At 63.5% G+C, this 14,597-nt stretch carries 19 protein-coding genes; all 19 read right to left on the bottom strand.

Annotated features, from left to right (window positions below; all coding sequences use genetic code 11):
* Positions 1-15 precede the first annotated feature (15 nt).
* Complete coding sequence (gene rpmJ / locus ACF8ML_RS23815; protein WP_003050535.1) at positions 16-129, bottom strand: 50S ribosomal protein L36; 114 nt, start codon at positions 127-129, stop codon at positions 16-18.
* A 132-nt stretch (positions 130-261) separates the two neighbouring features.
* A complete protein-coding gene (secY, locus tag ACF8ML_RS23810; protein WP_012202974.1) occupies positions 262-1,581 on the bottom strand; it encodes a preprotein translocase subunit SecY in 1,320 nt (439 codons plus the stop codon).
* Positions 1,582-1,605: 24 nt separating this feature from the next.
* The gene (rplO, locus tag ACF8ML_RS23805; protein WP_016449179.1) at positions 1,606-2,037 is read right to left on the bottom strand and encodes a 50S ribosomal protein L15; all 432 of its coding nucleotides are present in this window, start codon (positions 2,035-2,037) and stop codon (positions 1,606-1,608) included.
* 11 nt (positions 2,038-2,048) lie between these two features.
* On the bottom strand, positions 2,049-2,231 hold the full coding sequence (gene rpmD / locus ACF8ML_RS23800; protein ID WP_012202972.1) for a 50S ribosomal protein L30: 183 nt from the start codon (positions 2,229-2,231) through the stop codon (positions 2,049-2,051).
* A gap of 14 nt (positions 2,232-2,245) precedes the next feature.
* Entirely contained in the window at positions 2,246-2,767 is a 522-nt protein-coding gene (rpsE, locus tag ACF8ML_RS23795) for a 30S ribosomal protein S5 (protein ID WP_016449178.1), read from the bottom strand.
* Positions 2,768-2,782: 15 nt separating this feature from the next.
* Positions 2,783-3,148, bottom strand: coding sequence for a 50S ribosomal protein L18 (gene rplR / locus ACF8ML_RS23790; RefSeq protein ID WP_012202970.1), 366 nt, complete (start codon positions 3,146-3,148; stop codon positions 2,783-2,785).
* Between the two features lie 11 nt (positions 3,149-3,159).
* Complete coding sequence (gene rplF, locus ACF8ML_RS23785) at positions 3,160-3,693, bottom strand: 50S ribosomal protein L6 (RefSeq protein WP_016449177.1); 534 nt, start codon at positions 3,691-3,693, stop codon at positions 3,160-3,162.
* A gap of 24 nt (positions 3,694-3,717) precedes the next feature.
* Positions 3,718-4,113 carry a 30S ribosomal protein S8 gene (rpsH, locus tag ACF8ML_RS23780; RefSeq protein WP_016449176.1) on the bottom strand — a complete coding sequence of 132 codons (396 nt, stop codon included), beginning with the start codon at positions 4,111-4,113 and terminating at the stop codon, positions 3,718-3,720.
* A gap of 20 nt (positions 4,114-4,133) precedes the next feature.
* Positions 4,134-4,439 (bottom strand): 30S ribosomal protein S14, encoded by a 306-nt coding sequence (gene rpsN / locus ACF8ML_RS23775; protein ID WP_012202967.1) that lies wholly within the window; start codon positions 4,437-4,439, stop codon positions 4,134-4,136.
* An 8-nt stretch (positions 4,440-4,447) separates the two neighbouring features.
* Positions 4,448-4,987 carry a 50S ribosomal protein L5 gene (gene rplE / locus ACF8ML_RS23770; RefSeq protein ID WP_016449175.1) on the bottom strand — a complete coding sequence of 180 codons (540 nt, stop codon included), beginning with the start codon at positions 4,985-4,987 and terminating at the stop codon, positions 4,448-4,450.
* Positions 4,988-4,997: 10 nt separating this feature from the next.
* Positions 4,998-5,318 carry a 50S ribosomal protein L24 gene (rplX, locus tag ACF8ML_RS23765; protein ID WP_016449174.1) on the bottom strand — a complete coding sequence of 107 codons (321 nt, stop codon included), beginning with the start codon at positions 5,316-5,318 and terminating at the stop codon, positions 4,998-5,000.
* A gap of 10 nt (positions 5,319-5,328) precedes the next feature.
* Entirely contained in the window at positions 5,329-5,697 is a 369-nt protein-coding gene (rplN, locus tag ACF8ML_RS23760; RefSeq protein ID WP_016449173.1) for a 50S ribosomal protein L14, read from the bottom strand.
* 679 nt (positions 5,698-6,376) lie between these two features.
* Positions 6,377-7,966 (bottom strand): glycerol-3-phosphate dehydrogenase/oxidase, encoded by a 1,590-nt coding sequence (locus tag ACF8ML_RS23755; protein ID WP_043789181.1) that lies wholly within the window; start codon positions 7,964-7,966, stop codon positions 6,377-6,379.
* Positions 7,967-8,310: 344 nt separating this feature from the next.
* Positions 8,311-10,044, bottom strand: coding sequence for an ABC transporter substrate-binding protein (locus ACF8ML_RS23750; protein WP_016449170.1), 1,734 nt, complete (start codon positions 10,042-10,044; stop codon positions 8,311-8,313).
* 100 nt (positions 10,045-10,144) lie between these two features.
* Positions 10,145-10,453: a DUF2160 domain-containing protein gene (locus ACF8ML_RS23745; protein WP_392408158.1), complete on the bottom strand. Its 309-nt coding sequence runs from the start codon at positions 10,451-10,453 to the stop codon at positions 10,145-10,147.
* Positions 10,454-10,627: 174 nt separating this feature from the next.
* Positions 10,628-11,443: a carbohydrate ABC transporter permease gene (locus ACF8ML_RS23740; protein ID WP_013804448.1), complete on the bottom strand. Its 816-nt coding sequence runs from the start codon at positions 11,441-11,443 to the stop codon at positions 10,628-10,630.
* A 76-nt stretch (positions 11,444-11,519) separates the two neighbouring features.
* Positions 11,520-12,413: a carbohydrate ABC transporter permease gene (locus ACF8ML_RS23735; RefSeq protein ID WP_047326320.1), complete on the bottom strand. Its 894-nt coding sequence runs from the start codon at positions 12,411-12,413 to the stop codon at positions 11,520-11,522.
* Positions 12,410-13,492 carry an ABC transporter ATP-binding protein gene (locus ACF8ML_RS23730; RefSeq protein ID WP_016449167.1) on the bottom strand — a complete coding sequence of 361 codons (1,083 nt, stop codon included), beginning with the start codon at positions 13,490-13,492 and terminating at the stop codon, positions 12,410-12,412. Before ACF8ML_RS23730 ends, ACF8ML_RS23735 begins: the two co-directional genes overlap by 4 nt.
* Position 13,493: 1 nt before the next feature.
* A complete protein-coding gene (locus ACF8ML_RS23725) occupies positions 13,494-14,573 on the bottom strand; it encodes an ABC transporter ATP-binding protein (RefSeq protein ID WP_047326321.1) in 1,080 nt (359 codons plus the stop codon).
* Positions 14,574-14,597: the final 24 nt, after the last annotated feature.

Raw genomic sequence — 14,597 nt, 5'->3', positions numbered from 1 at the left:
CCTCAAACTTTCCTATCAACCCTGGCGCTGCTTGTGGCGCTGGTCCGTGCAGATCACTCGCACCACACCCTTGCGGCGGATGATCTTGCAGTTACGGCAGATTTTTTTGACCGAAGCCGAAACTCTCATTTCATTCTCCTAAAACTCTACATCCGTTACGGCCTATCGACCGGGAAACATGCCCGCGATGGATAGATCGAATGGGCGTCTACTAACTCTTACTGGACCCGCCGGCACCGCCGGCCAGGCCCATCACTTAGTTCAATTGCCAAGTGTCGCTTTGAAGTTCGCCTTTTTGAGGAGCGATTCGTACTGTTGCGACATCATGTAGTTCTGCACCTGGGCCATGAAGTCCATGGTCACCACCACAATAATCAGCAGTGATGTACCACCGAAGTAGAACGGGACGTTGTACTTCAGGATCAGGAACTCGGGCAACAAGCACACGAATGTGATGTACACCGCACCAGCCAGGGTCAGGCGAACCAGGATCTTGTCAATGTAGCGGGCCGTCTGGTCACCGGGACGGATCCCGGGGATGAAGGCACCACTCTTCTTCAGGTTGTCGGCGGTTTCCCGGCTGTTGAACACCAGGGCCGTGTAGAAGAAGCAGAAGAAGATGATGGCGGTGGCGTAGAGCATCACATAGATCGGCTGACCGGGGGTCAGCGTGCTAGCAATGTCCTTCAGCCAGCGCATGGATTCCCCTGCACTGAACCAGTTCACAACGGTCGCCGGCAGCAAGATGATCGAGGAAGCGAAGATGGGAGGAATGACCCCCGCCATGTTCAGCTTCAGCGGCAAGTGCGAAGACTGACCGCCATACACCTTGTTACCCACCTGACGACGCGCATAGTTCACCAGGATCTTGCGCTGTCCCCGCTCGACAAACACGACGAAGTACGTCACGGCTGCCACCACGAGAACGATGAAGATCGCGGCCAGGATGCTCATGGCACCGGTGCGCACCAGCTCCAGCAGACCACCGATGGAGCTCGGCAGACCTGCGGCGATACCTCCAAAGATGAGGATCGAGATGCCGTTGCCCAGACCACGTTCCGTGATCTGTTCACCGAGCCACATCAGGAACATGGTGCCGGCCGTCAGGCTGACCACCGCCGTGAGGCGGAAGCCGAAACCGGGGCTCAGAACCAGACCTGCGGAGCTTTCCAGAGCCACGGCAATTCCCAGGGACTGAAAAATCGCCAGGCCCAGAGTGCCATAGCGGGTGTACTGGGTGATCTTGCGACGACCCGATTCACCTTCCTTTTTCAGCTGCTCGAATGTAGGGACCACGTAGGTCATGAGCTGCATGATGATCGATGCCGAGATGTACGGCATGATCCCCAGTGCGAACACCGTGAAGCGCGACAGCGCCCCACCCGAGAACATGTTGAACAGATTGAGAATGCCGCCCTGCTGGCCATTGAACAGCTGCTGCAGCTGCGCTGGATCGATGCCCGGCACGGGGATATGAGCCCCGATGCGGTAAACGACCAGCGCGAGCAACAGAAAAACCAGACGGCGGCGAAGATCGCCGAATTTTCCGGTTTTTGCAATTTGAGCTGCGCTAGTAGCCACGGATGTCTTCTTTCAGATCATTAATCAGGCGATGCTGCCGCCGGCAGCTTCGATGGCAGCCTTGGCGCCGGCGGTAGCGCCGATGCCGTTGAGCTTGACAGCCTTGCTGATTTCACCGCTCTTGATGATCTTGACCACCTTTGCGATTTCACCAACCAGACCGGCTTGCTTCAGAGCTGCCAGATCGACTTCGGCCAGGCCCAGCTGTTCCAGAGCGGACAGGGTCACTTCTGCGTTGAACTTCAGCAGATGCGACTTGAAGCCACGCTTGGGCAGACGGCGCTGCAGAGGCATTTGACCGCCTTCGAAGCCCACCTTGTGGTAGCCACCCGAACGCGACTTCTGGCCCTTGTGACCACGGCCGGCAGTCTTGCCCAGGCCGGAGCCGATGCCGCGGCCGACACGGCGCTTGGCATGCTTGGCACCTGCTGCAGGCTTGATGCTATTGAGTTCCATCATCAATCCTTTCAGAGGACTTTGACCAGATAGCTGATCTTGTTGATCATGCCGCGCACAGCAGGCGTGTCCTGCAGTTCGCTGATGCTATTCAGCTTGCGCAGGCCCAGGCCACGGACGGTGGCGCGGTGCGATTCCTTGGTGCCAATGGGGCTGCGCACCAGTTGCACCTTCACGGTTTGTTGCGTTGTCATGTGATTGACTCCGATCAGGCGGTGAAGATGTCTTCAACCGACTTGCCGCGCTTGGCTGCCACTTCCGAAGGGGTCGTGGAGTTCTTCAGAGCGTCAAAAGTCGCGCGGACCATGTTGTAGGGATTCGACGAGCCATGGCTCTTGGCCACGATGTCGGTGATGCCCAGCACTTCGAAGACGGCGCGCATCGGGCCGCCGGCGATGATGCCGGTACCCTTGGGAGCGGGGTTCAGCATCACGGATGCTGCGCCATGCTGACCCATCACGGTGTGATGGATCGAGCCGTTCTTCAGGGACACCTTGATCATGTTGCGACGGGATTCTTCCATCGCCTTTTGCACGGCTGCAGGCACTTCCTTGGACTTGCCCTTGCCCATGCCAACACGGCCATCACCGTCGCCAACCACGGTCAGTGCAGCGAAGCCGAGGATACGACCGCCCTTCACAACCTTGGTGACGCGGTTCACCGCGATCATTTTTTCGCGCAGACCGTCGTCACGACCTTCGTCTTGCACCTTGGGAGAAAACTTTGCCATTTCTATCCGCTCCGCTTAGAACTGCAGGCCGGCTTCACGAGCGGCTTCTGCCAAAGCCTTCACGCGGCCGTGGTATGCGAAACCAGCGCGATCGAAAGCCACTTTCTCCACGCCTGCAGCCTTGGCCTTCTCGGCAATGCGCTTGCCGATCAGCGTAGCGGCAGCCACGTTGCCACCCTTGCCGATGGCGCCCAGTTGGGTGCGCACTTCGGCTTCGGCAGTCGAGGCCGAAGCCAGCACCTTGGTGCCGTCTTCCGACACCACGCTTGCGTAGATGTGGAGGTTCGTACGGTTCACGCTCAGACGTGCCACGCCTTGCTGTGCAATGCGGATGCGGGTCTGGCGGGCACGACGGAGACGCTGCTCTTTCTTGGTCAACATAATGCAGCTCCTTACTTCTTCTTGGTCTCTTTGATCACGACCTTCTCATCCGAGTAACGGATGCCCTTGCCCTTGTAGGGCTCGGGAGGACGAACGGCACGGATCTCAGCAGCCAGTTGGCCAACGGCCTGGCGGTCAGCACCCTTGACCACGATTTCCGTGGGCGTGGGGGTGGCAACAGTGATGCCGGCCGGCATTTCGAAGTTCACCGGGTGCGAATAGCCGATCGCGAGGTTCAGCTTGGCGCCAGAGGCCGAAGCCTTGAAGCCCACGCCGACCAGCGACAGCTTCTTCTCGAAGCCCTTGCTCACGCCCACCACCATGTTGTTCACCAGCTGACGCATGGTGCCGCTCATGGCGTTGGCTTCGCGCGAGTCGTTGACGGGCTCGAAAGACAGCTTGCCTTCGTTGTTGGAGATCTTCACCAGAACGTTCTGGGCCAGCGACAGCGTGCCGCCGGTGCCCTTCACATTGATCTGGTCAGCCTTGATGGACACATCCACGCCTGCGGGGATGGCCACGGGAGTCTTTGCTACGCGAGACATTTCAGTATTTCTCCTTAATGTCCGTTAGGCCACGTAGCACAGCACTTCGCCGCCCACGCCGGTGGCGCGTGCCTTGCGATCCGTCATCACGCCCTTGGGAGTGGTGACGATGGCCACGCCCAGACCGTTCATGACCTGGGGGATTGCGTCGCGGCCCTTGTACACGCGCAGGCCGGGACGGCTCACGCGCTCGATGCGCTCGATCACCGGACGGCCGGCGTAGTACTTCAGGGTAATTTCGAGTTCGGACTTGCCAGCGTCGGTCTTCACTTGGAAGCCGTCGATGTAGCCTTCATCCTTCAGCACCTGGGCGATGGCAACCTTGACCTTGGAGGAAGGAGCCGTCACGGTGGTCTTGGAGACCATTTGTGCATTGCGGATGCGGGTCAGCAAGTCAGCGATGGGATCACTCATGCTCATGTTTAATCTCTCCTGCTTGCTTACCAGCTGGCCTTGGTGACACCGGGGATGTCGCCAGCGAAGGCCAGTTCACGGATCTTGGCGCGGCCCAGACCGAATTGACGGAAGGTGCCACGGGGACGACCCGTGATCTCGCAGCGGTTGCGCTGGCGAGTGGGGTTCGCGTTACGGGGCAGCTTCTGCAGGCCCAGGCGAGCGGCGTCGCGCTCTTCGTCGCTGCGCTTTGCGTCAGCGGCGATTGCCTTCAGTTCTGCGTACTTGGCAGCGTACTTGGCCGCCAGCTTTTCGCGCTTGAGTTCGCGCTGAATCAATGCAACTTTAGCCATGCGCCACCTCAGTTCTTGAAGGGGAAACGGAAAGCGGCGAGCAGTGCCTTGCACTCGTCGTCGGTCTTTGCCGTAGTCGTGATGCTGATGTTCAGACCACGCAGAGCGTCCACCTTGTCGTACTCGATTTCGGGGAAGATGATCTGTTCCTTGACGCCGACGTTGTAGTTGCCGCGACCGTCGAACGAACGGCCGGAGATACCACGGAAGTCACGCACGCGGGGCAGAGCCACGGTGACGAAACGATCCAGGAATTCATACATCTGAACGCCACGCAGGGTCACCATGCAGCCGATGGCCTGGCCTTCGCGGATCTTGAAGCCGGCGATAGCCTTCTTGGCCTTGGTCACCACGGGCTTCTGACCAGCAATCTTGGTCAGGTCGGCCACGGCGTTGTCCATCACCTTCTTGTCGGCCACGGCTTCGCTCACACCCATGTTCAGGGTGATCTTGGTCAGGCGGGGCACTTCCATGGTGGAGGTGTAGCCGAACTTTTCCTTCAGTTCAGCCGCGATCTTTTCGCGATAAAGTTTTTGCAGTCGTGCCATGTGTTACCCCTTAGGCCGCCTTGATTTCGGCGCCGTTGGACTTGAACACGCGAACGCGCGTGCCGTCGGCTTGCACCTTGATGCCCACGCGATCGGCCTTGCCGGTCGCTGCATTGAAGATGGCCACGTTGGATTGGTGGATAGGCATGGCCTTTTCCACGATGCCGCCGGTGGTGCCCTTCATGGGGTTCGGCTTGACGTGCTTCTTCACCAGGTTGATGCCGTCGATCAGCAGGTGGGAGTCGTCCTTGCGAGCCGAGACCACGCCTTGCTTGCCCTTGTCACGGCCGGTCAGCACGATGACTTGGTCGCCCTTGCGAATCTTGTTCATGGTGCTTCCTTTAGAGAACTTCAGGTGCCAGGGACACGATCTTCATGAACTTTTCGTTGCGCAGTTCACGAGTCACGGGGCCAAAGATGCGGGTGCCGATAGGCTCCAGCTTGGCGTTCAGCAGCACGGCGGCATTGCCGTCGAACTTGACGAGCGAGCCATCAGCGCGGCGAATACCCTTCGCCGTGCGCACCACGACCGCGCTGTAGACCTCGCCTTTTTTGACGCGTCCACGCGGTGCAGCTTCCTTGATGCTCACCTTGATGATGTCACCAACACTCGCATAGCGACGATGAGAACCGCCCAGCACCTTGATGCACTGAACAGACTTCGCGCCGGTGTTGTCGGCAACCTCTAACCGAGATTCTGTTTGGATCATTTCAATATTCCCAACTTGCTCCAGCAAACACCCGACAGCCCCAGAGTCTTCTCAAGGGCCGCGAGCAGCCAGTCAGTCTTGGGCCCGTCGTCCACGCCGAAAACCATTTCTCGGCGCTTCCACTGGGCAGATAACTTCACGATTTTCACGTGAAGCATGGGATTGTCCCAGAAATTCCTTTGCGCGTCAAACCCTTAGCGACTTTTCCCGCCCCTGCCCGGCAGCGTTGCGCAACGCCCACAAGGGCGCCGGCAACCGAGGGGCCGCCCGGGCCTCCCGCTCGGCCCATGCCACCGGAGACGCCCATAAAAAAGCCGAGCCACGCGGGCTCGGCAAAGGGTGGCAGACTCAACGCAATTGTTGGCTGCGGACGGACCGCGCCGACGACGGCACAGACCGCGCAGCGGCTTTGGGGCCACCGCGTCGGGCTTGGGCGCGGCCCTTGCCCTGCGGAAAACGCACTTTCAAGCGCTTTCTTTTTTGCTTCCCTCCCTCGTCAGCCTTGTGCTGGCTGCTGTTCACTGGCACTGAAGCTGGGCGCCATGAACTGCATTCTCATTCATAAAACCAATCGATTACATATATTCATCAATTTTGACAATCACGCGTGGCGCAATCGTCTTACGCAGAAAGCACAACGCCCTGCGTTGCAGGGCGTTGTGCATGGAGATGGACAGGATCAGGCAGGCAGGTACTGCGTCGCCAGCGGCATGAAGTCCGCCAGGCCGGCGTCGTGTCCCAGCTCCTCCTGGAGGATGGCCGCCACGCGCGGGGCCACTTCGGCGGCCTTGCGCGCGTCGAGGAACAGCAGGCGGCTGCGGCGCGCCAGCACGTCTTCCACGGTGCGCGCGTACTCGAAGCGCGCGGCAAAGCGCACCATGGCTTCGTTCAGGCCGTCGGCCAGCCATTCGTCGTTGCCCGGCAACGCCTGCACCGCCGAGGCTTCCGTGCCGTAGGAATGCAGGCCCTGGATCTGGTTCATGCGGTGGTGCACGGCGGACTCGGCCGGGGCGCCGGCCAGCGGCAGGCGGGCCGTGACACCACCGGGGCGGTGCGGCAGGCGGCCGATGGCAAAGCATTCGGAGAGCACGTCTTCGGCCATGGCGCGGTAGGTGGTCCACTTGCCGCCCGTGACGGTCACCAGGCCGGTGCGGCTGGACATGACGGTGTGCTCGCGGCTGATCTTCTTGGTGTTTTCGCCATCGTCGTCCTGGGGCTTGACCAGCGGGCGCAGGCCCACCCACATGCTGCGCACGTCGGCCAGCGTGGGCTGGCGGGTGAGGTAGCGGCCTGCCTCGGTGAGGATGAAGTCCAGTTCTTCGGGGAAAGGCAGGGGTTCGCGCGCCAGGTCGTTGCGCGGCGTGTCGGTGGTGCCCAGGATGACCTTGCCCAGCCAGGGCACGGCAAAGAGCACGCGGCCATCGGCCGTCTTGGGCACGAGCAGGGCATGGTCGCTGGGCAGGAAGTCGCGGTCCACGACCACGTGCACGCCCTGGCTGGGCGCGACCATGGGCTTGACGGGACGGCCCTGGGCCTCGGCGTCCTGCTGGCGAAACAGGTCCACCCAGGGGCCGGTGGCGTTGACCACGCACTTGGCGCGCAGCGTGAAGCGCTGGCCGGATTCCGAGTCTTCGCAGATCAGGCCGGCGACCTTGCCGCCTTCGTGCAGCAGTTCACGTGCGGGGCAGTAGTTGACCAGCAGCGCGCCCTTGGCAGCGGCCGTGCGGGCCAGCGCCAGCGCCAGGCGGGCATCGTCGAACTGGCCGTCCCAGTATTTGACGCCGCCCTTGAGGCCCTGCTGCCGCACGGTGGGCAGGCACTTCACGGTGCTGGAGCGCGAGAGGAATTCCGTGGCGCCCAGGCCTGCCTTGCCGGCCAGCGCGTCATACATCTTGAGGCCGATGCCGTAGAACGGCGTGTCCAGCAGCTTGTAGGACGGCATGACGAAGGCCAGCGGCTGCGCCAGGTGGGGCGCGTTGTGCAGCAGCGTGGTGCGCTCATGCAGCGCTTCCCGCACCAGGGCGATGTTGCCCTGCGCCAGGTAGCGCACGCCACCATGGACCAGCTTGGTGGCACGCGAGGACGTGCCCTTGGCGAAGTCATGCGACTCCACCAGCACGACCTTGAACCCGCGCGCCGCCGCGTCCAGGGCCACGCCCAGGCCGGTGGCACCGCCGCCGATGATGGCCAGATCGTAGGTTTCAGGCTGGGCCAGGCGTTCCAGCAGGGCGGCGCGGCCGGTGGGCAGAGGGGAAGCAGCGAGGGACATGGATCTTCGACGAAGGAATGTGGGGCAAGTTAACAGGGCGCCATGTAGCCGCCATGTCAGCACCCGGGACGCCACGCCTGCGCCCAATGCGAAGGGGACGGAATCGGGTTTTCCGCTATTTTCGCTCGTTTTTGTATTTTTTTCTTCGCTATCTTTCGTTTCGTGTTTTTTGCAGTCAACGAATTTGGCGATAGGCCGGGAGACCAGCACAGGGCATGTTGTCCAAAGCCGACACGGCCCAACTCAGGGACGCCGAGCAAGAGCCGCCTCGCGGCGAGGGCGTCGTCCCCCTCCCTTGCGAAGCAAGTAGAGAGGGGGAAGGCGCGCAAGCGCCTCAGGGGGTGCTAACGCACCTTGCCGTTTTTCCAGGCATTGAGCAGCGTGTCATACGCAATCGTCTCGCCCTTGGGCTTTTCATTGGCCAGCTTCTTCCACGGCGCCTGCTTGTCGCTGAGCCACTTGGCCGGGTCGCCCTTGGGGTTGAGCTTGGGCGCGCAGTGCGCCATGCCTGCGCGCTGCAGGCGGGCCATGACCTGGTCCATTTCCTCGGCCAGGTTGTCCATGGCGCCCTGGGGCGTCTTCTCGCCGGTGACGGCCTGGGCCACGTTCTTCCACCACAGCTGTGCCAGCTTGGGATAGTCGGGCACGTTGTTGCCGGTGGGCGTCCAGGCCACGCGGGCGGGGCTGCGGTAGAACTCGACCAGGCCGCCGAGCTTGGGCGCCATGTCCGTCATGGCCTTGGAGCGGATGTCGCTTTCGCGGATGGGCGTCAGGCCGACGATGGTCTTCTTGAGGCTGGTGGTCTTGGCGGTGACGAACTGCGCGTAGAGCCAGGCGGCGGCCGTGCGGTTGGCGTCATGGTCCTTGAAGAAGGTCCAGCTGCCCACGTCCTGGTAGCCGTTTTGCATGCCGTCCTTCCAGTACGGCCCGTTGGGGCCGGGCGCCATGCGCCATTTGGGCGTGCCGTCGGCATTGACCACGGGCAGGCCGGGCTTGGTCATGTCGGCCGTGAAGGCGGTGTACCAGAAGATCTGCTGCGCGATATGGCCCTGGGCCGGCACGGGGCCGGACTCGCCGAAGGTCATGCCCATGGCTTCCTTGGGCGCGTACTTCTTCATCCAGTCCACGTACTTGGTGAGCGCGAACACGGCGGCCGGCGAGTTGGTGGCGCCCCCGCGCGAGACAGAGGCGCCCACGGGCGTGCACTTGTCGTCGGCCACGCGGATGCCCCATTCATCGACGGGCATGCCGTTGGGAATGCCCTTGTCGGCCGCGCCGGCCATGGACAGCCAGGCATCGGTGAAGCGCCAGCCCAGCGAGGGGTCCTTCTTGCCGTAGTCCATGTGGCCGTAGACAGGCTTGCCGTCGATCTGCTTGACGTCGTTGGTGAAGAACTCGGCGATGTCCTCGTAGGCGCTCCAGTTCAGCGGCACGCCCAGCTCGTAGCCGTACTTGGCCTTGAACTTGTCCTTGAGGTCCTTGCGCTCGAACAGGTCGGCGCGGAACCAGTAGAGATTGGCGAACTGCTGGTCGGGCAGCTGGTAGAGCTTGCCGTCGGGCGCGGTGGTGAAGCTAGTGCCGATGAAGTCCTTGATGTCCAGGCCCGGATTGGTGAAGTCCTTGCCGGCGCCGGCCATGTAGTCGGTCAGGCTCATGATGCGGCCGTAGCGGTAGTGCGTGCCGATCAGGTCGGAGTCGGAGATCCAGCCGTCATAGATGGACTTGCCCGACTGCATCGAGGTCTGCAGCTTCTCGACCACGTCGCCTTCCTGGATCAGGTCGTGCTTGACGGTGATGCCCGTGATCTCGGTGAAGGCCTTGGCCAGCGTCTTGCTCTCGTACTCGTGCGTGGTGATGGTCTCGGAGACCACGGCGATCTCCTTGACGCCCTTGGCCTGCAGCTTCTTGGCCGCCTCGATGAACCACTTCATCTCGGCCATCTGCTGGTCCTTGGACAGCGTGCTGGGCTGGAACTCCGCGTCGATCCACTTCTTGGCTTCCGCCTCTCCGGCCCAGGCCGCCTGCCCCGCCGCCAGCAGGGCCGCCGCGAGGGCGATGGTGTGAAGTCGTTGTTTCATCTGCCGTCTCCTAGATTCTTGCTGTCTCCCCGACATGCACATGCACCAGCGGGCCCCGGGGGAGCTTCGGACCCGGCTGTCGATAAATGGAATGAAGTGATCAGCCTTTGCGCATCACGACGGCCAGCACGAGCATGGACAGCACGAAACTGATCCACACCGAAGGCTCGGCCTCCAGCGAGAACCACTGCGCCATCTTCTCGCCCAGCCCCACCCAGGCCAGATTGACATAGGCCGCCAGCAGCAGCCCGATGAACAGCCGGTCCCCGCGCGTCGTCGCCATCGGCAGCCAGCCCTTGCGCATCAAGGTCGGGCTGCGCAACTCCCACAGCGTCATGCCCACCAGCATCAGCACGATGCAACTGAAGAACACCGCCACCGGCAGCGTCCAGGCCATCCAGGAAAACATTGACGAGTCCTTTCAGAAACAAAAACCACTGCCCGTCGAAACTGGCGCGGCCCCAAGCGAGGGACAGCAAGCAAGGGCCGCCCCGCCGCGAGGCTGTCGTCCCCCTCCCCCGCGAAGCGGGTAGAGAGGCGCCGTGCCACGGGGGGAAGGCGCGCAAGCGACTCAGGGGGTGCCTCACACCCTCCCCATGGCGAAACCCTTGGCGATGTAATGCCGCACGAACCAGATCACGATGGCGCCCGGCACGATGGTCAGCACGCCGGCCGCCGCCAGCGTCGCCCAGTCCATGCCCGAGGCCGAGACGGTGCGCGTCATGGTCGCCACGATGGGCTTGGCGTTCACGCTGGTCAGCGTGCGCGCCAGCAGCAGTTCCACCCAGCTGAACATGAAGCAGAAGAAGGCCGCCACGCCCACGCCGGCCTTGATCAGCGGCAGGAAGATGGTGAGGAAAAAGCGCGGGAAGGAGTAGCCGTCGATATAGGCCGTCTCGTCGATCTCGCGCGGAATGCCGCTCATGAAACCCTCCAGGATCCAGACGGCCAGCGGCACGTTGAACAGCAGGTGGGCCAGGGCCACGGCGATGTGCGTGTCCATCAGGCCCACCGTGGTGTAGAGCTGGAAGAAGGGCAGCAGGAAGACGGCCGGCGGCGTCATGCGGTTGGTCAGCAGCCAGAAGAACACATGCTTGTCGCCCAGGAACTGGTAGCGCGAGAACGCATAGGCCGCCGGCAGCGCCACCGTCAGCGAGATCACGGTGTTGATGGCCACGTAGATCAGGCTGTTGATGTAGCCCGAGTACCAGGAGGCGTCGGTGAAGATGGTTTGGTAGTTGGCCCAGGTGAAATGCTGGGGCCACAGCGAGAAGCTCGACAGGATCTCCTCGTTGGTCTTGAAGCTCATGTTGACCATCCAGTAGATGGGCAGCACGGCGAACAGCAGGTAGGCGACGAGGAACAGCGTGCGCTTGTGGAAACGGCGGTCTTCAGTCATGTCCGGCCTCCCGCAGGGCCGCCCCAAGGCAGGCCGAGACCCCTCGAGGGGGCAGCGAACGAAGGGAGCGTGGGGGTCATTCTCTTGCTCCTTCCTTGTCTGCCGTGCCCACGCGCTGCATCCAGTTGTAGAGGATGAAGCACAGCAGCAGGATGATGAGGAAATAGATCAGCGAGAAGGCCGCCGCCGGCCCGAGGTCGAACTGGCCCACGGCCTTTTGCGTCAGGTACTGCGACAGGAAGGTGGTCGCATTGCCGGGCCCGCCGCCCGTGAGCACGAAGGGCTCGGTATAGATCATGAAGCTGTCCATGAAGCGCAGCAGCACGGCGATCATCAGCACGCCGCGCATCTTGGGCAGCTGGATGTAGCGGAACACCGCGAACTTGCTGGCGCCGTCGATGCGCGCGGCCTGGTAGTAGGCGTCGGGAATGGAGCGCAGGCCCGCGTAGCACAGCAGGGCCACCAGCGGCGTCCAGTGCCAGACATCCATGACCAGCACGGTGAGCCAGGCATGGGTGGCATTGCCCGTGTAGTTGTAGTCCACGCCCAGCGTGTTGAGCGCCGCGCCCAGCAGGCCGATGTCGGCGCGGCCGTAGATCTGCCAGATGGTGCCGACCACGTTCCACGGAATCAGCAGCGACAGCGAGACCACGACCAGCACCGCCGAGGCCTTCCAGCCCTGGGCCGGCATGGACAGGGCCAGCGCGATGCCCAGCGGAATCTCCACCAGCAGCACGGCCAGCGAAAAGCCGATCTGGCGCAGCAGGGCCGAGTGCAGTTCCTCGTCGCGCATGACCTGGGCAAACCATTCCGTGCCCACGAACACGCGCCGGTCGGGACTGATGATGTCCTGCACCGAGTAGTTCACCACCGTCATCAGCGGGATGATGGCCGAGAAGGCCACGCAGATGATGACCGGCAGGATCAGCAGCCAGGCCTTCTGGTTGACGGGCTTGATGGTCTGGCTCATGCCTGCAGCTCCTCGTTGACGTAGTAGCAGGTGTGGGGGCCCTGCAATTGCACCCAGACGGTCTGCCCTGCGGCGGGCAGGAAGGCGTCGGCGCCGCAGCGCAGCTTGAGAAGCCGCTCGCCCAGGCGCGCCACCAGCAGCTGGTGCGTGCCCACGTCCTGCACGCGCTCCACCGTGCAGGCCACGGCGCCGGGCGCGTCGGCCGAGGCCAGTGCCAGGTACTCGGGGCGTATGCCCAGGCTCAGGGGCAGGCCGGGCGCCACGCTGGCCAGTGCGGCGGGCAGGGACAGGTACTGGCCCTCGGCCAGCAGCCGGCCGCCGTCCTGCTGCAGCGGCACGAAGTTCATGCCCGGCGAGCCGATGAAGTGGCCGACGAAGGCATGGCTTGGCCGCTCGAAGAGCTGGGCGGGCGTGCCCACCTGCACGGCACGGCCACGCGTCATGACCACGACCTGATCGGCAAAGGTCAAGGCCTCCACCTGGTCGTGCGTCACATAGATCAGCGTGAGCCGCAGCTCATGGTGGATCTGCTTGAGCTTGCGGCGCAGCTGCCACTTGAGCTGGGGGTCGATCACCGTGAGCGGCTCGTCGAACAGCACGGCCGAGACATCGGGCCGCACCAGGCCCCGGCCCAGCGAGATCTTCTGCTTGGCGTCGGCCGACAGGCCCGCCGCGCGCTGGTCGAGCTGGCCGCTCATCTCCAGCATCTCGGCGATCTGGCCCACGCGGGCGCGGATGCGGTCGGCAGGCATGCGGCGGTTCTTCAGCGGAAAGGCCAGGTTCTCGGCCACGGTCATGGTGTCGTAGATCACCGGGAACTGGAACACCTGGGCAATGTTGCGCTCCTGGGGCGTGGCGCGCGTCATGTCGCGGCCGTCGAACAGCACCTTGCCCTGCGAGGGGACCAGCAGGCCCGACATGATGTTGAGCATGGTGGTCTTGCCGCAGCCCGAGGGGCCGAGCAGCGCATAGGCGCCGCCGTCCTCGAAGACCATGCTCAGCGGCAGCAGCGCATAGTCGCTGTCCTGCTGCGGGTTCGGCTTGTAGGAGTGGGCCAGATCGAGTTCTATGCGGGCCATCTCATCGTCCTCCGGGCCGCGCCGGCGCCAGCAGCAGCGCGCCGTCCGTGCCGAACACGTAGGCATGGGCCGGATCCAGGTGTAGCGTGACCGCGCTGCCCAGATCCAGGTGGTGCACGCCCGTGACCTGGGCCACCAGCTCGCCCCAGGGCGTGGTGGCATGCACGAAAGTGTCCGACCCCGAGATCTCGGCCAGTTCCACCACGCCTTGCAGCGCCACATCCCCGGGCCGGGCCTGCAGGCGCAGCGCGCTGGCGCGCAGGCCCAGGGTCAGGGGGCCGGCAGCGGCCAGGTCCACCGGCAGCGCCATGGGCAGCCGCGCGCCGCCGGGCAGCTCCAACCCGGTGTCCACTGCCTGCGCGGGCACCAGGTTCATGGGCGGATCGCTGAAGGCCCGCGCCACGCGCAGCGAATTGGGTCGGTGGAACACCTCCGCCGTGGGGCCGTACTGCAGCAGCTCCCCCTCGTGCAGCACGGCCGTGTGGCCGCCCAGCAGCAGGGCCTCGCCGGGCTCGGTGGTGGCGTAGACCACGGTGGAGCTGCCGGTGGCGAACAGCTGGGTCAGCTCCTCGCGCAGTTCCTCGCGCAGCTTGTAGTCGAGGTTGACCAGGGGCTCGTCCAGCAGCATCAGCGGAGCGCCCTTGGCCAGCGCCCTCGCCAGGGCCACGCGCTGCTGCTGGCCACCCGACAACTCGGCCGGATAGCGGTCCAGGAACATCTCGATGTGCAGCCGCTCGGCCAGGGCGCGCACGCGCTGCGCCACGTCGCGATCGCCGCGCAGCTTCAGCGGCGAGGCGATGTTGTCCGCCACCGTGAGCGAGGGATAGTTGATGAACTGCTGGTAGACCATGGCCACGTTGCGCTCGCGCACGGGCATGCCGGTCACATCGACGCCATCGACGCGCACCCGGCCTTCGGTGGGCACGTCCAGGCCGGCCATGATGCGCATCAGGCTGGTCTTGCCGGCCTGCGTGGCGCCCAGCAGCACGGTCACCGCGCGGCTTTCCAGTTCCAGGTGCATGGGGTGCAGCCAGGTCTGGCCGCCCACACGCTTGCTGATTCTCTCCAACACCAGTTCCACGACTGCCCTCTTTTTGGCGAGGCC

The organism is Delftia sp. WSY_10, assembly GCF_043104705.1.
In the GTDB taxonomy this organism is placed as follows: domain Bacteria; phylum Pseudomonadota; class Gammaproteobacteria; order Burkholderiales; family Burkholderiaceae_C; genus Comamonas; species Comamonas tsuruhatensis.
Note: the sequence above shows the minus strand (reverse complement) of the source record. Positions and strands in the feature narration are given on the sequence as shown.

What these genes read in the sequence shown, in the direction of transcription:
- ACF8ML_RS23750 (WP_016449170.1), bottom strand. Translation starts at nt 10,044, where the DNA reads ATGAAACAACGACTTCACACCATCGCCCTCGCGGCGGCCCTGCTGGCG.
- rplX (WP_016449174.1), bottom strand. Translation starts at nt 5,318, where the DNA reads ATGAACAAGATTCGCAAGGGCGACCAAGTCATCGTGCTGACCGGCCGT.
- rpsN (WP_012202967.1), bottom strand. Translation starts at nt 4,439, where the DNA reads ATGGCTAAAGTTGCATTGATTCAGCGCGAACTCAAGCGCGAAAAGCTG.
- ACF8ML_RS23745 (WP_392408158.1), bottom strand. Translation starts at nt 10,453, where the DNA reads ATGTTTTCCTGGATGGCCTGGACGCTGCCGGTGGCGGTGTTCTTCAGT.
- rpsH (WP_016449176.1), bottom strand. Translation starts at nt 4,113, where the DNA reads ATGAGCATGAGTGATCCCATCGCTGACTTGCTGACCCGCATCCGCAAT.
- rplN (WP_016449173.1), bottom strand. Translation starts at nt 5,697, where the DNA reads ATGATCCAAACAGAATCTCGGTTAGAGGTTGCCGACAACACCGGCGCG.
- rplE (WP_016449175.1), bottom strand. Translation starts at nt 4,987, where the DNA reads ATGGCACGACTGCAAAAACTTTATCGCGAAAAGATCGCGGCTGAACTG.
- rpsE (WP_016449178.1), bottom strand. Translation starts at nt 2,767, where the DNA reads ATGGCAAAGTTTTCTCCCAAGGTGCAAGACGAAGGTCGTGACGACGGT.
- ACF8ML_RS23755 (WP_043789181.1), bottom strand. Translation starts at nt 7,966, where the DNA reads ATGTCCCTCGCTGCTTCCCCTCTGCCCACCGGCCGCGCCGCCCTGCTG.
- ACF8ML_RS23730 (WP_016449167.1), bottom strand. Translation starts at nt 13,492, where the DNA reads ATGGCCCGCATAGAACTCGATCTGGCCCACTCCTACAAGCCGAACCCG.
- ACF8ML_RS23735 (WP_047326320.1), bottom strand. Translation starts at nt 12,413, where the DNA reads ATGAGCCAGACCATCAAGCCCGTCAACCAGAAGGCCTGGCTGCTGATC.
- rpmJ (WP_003050535.1), bottom strand. Translation starts at nt 129, where the DNA reads ATGAGAGTTTCGGCTTCGGTCAAAAAAATCTGCCGTAACTGCAAGATC.
- rplO (WP_016449179.1), bottom strand. Translation starts at nt 2,037, where the DNA reads ATGGAACTCAATAGCATCAAGCCTGCAGCAGGTGCCAAGCATGCCAAG.
- ACF8ML_RS23740 (WP_013804448.1), bottom strand. Translation starts at nt 11,443, where the DNA reads ATGACTGAAGACCGCCGTTTCCACAAGCGCACGCTGTTCCTCGTCGCC.
- rplR (WP_012202970.1), bottom strand. Translation starts at nt 3,148, where the DNA reads ATGTTGACCAAGAAAGAGCAGCGTCTCCGTCGTGCCCGCCAGACCCGC.
- rplF (WP_016449177.1), bottom strand. Translation starts at nt 3,693, where the DNA reads ATGTCTCGCGTAGCAAAGACTCCCGTGGCCATCCCCGCAGGCGTGGAT.
- rpmD (WP_012202972.1), bottom strand. Translation starts at nt 2,231, where the DNA reads ATGACAACGCAACAAACCGTGAAGGTGCAACTGGTGCGCAGCCCCATT.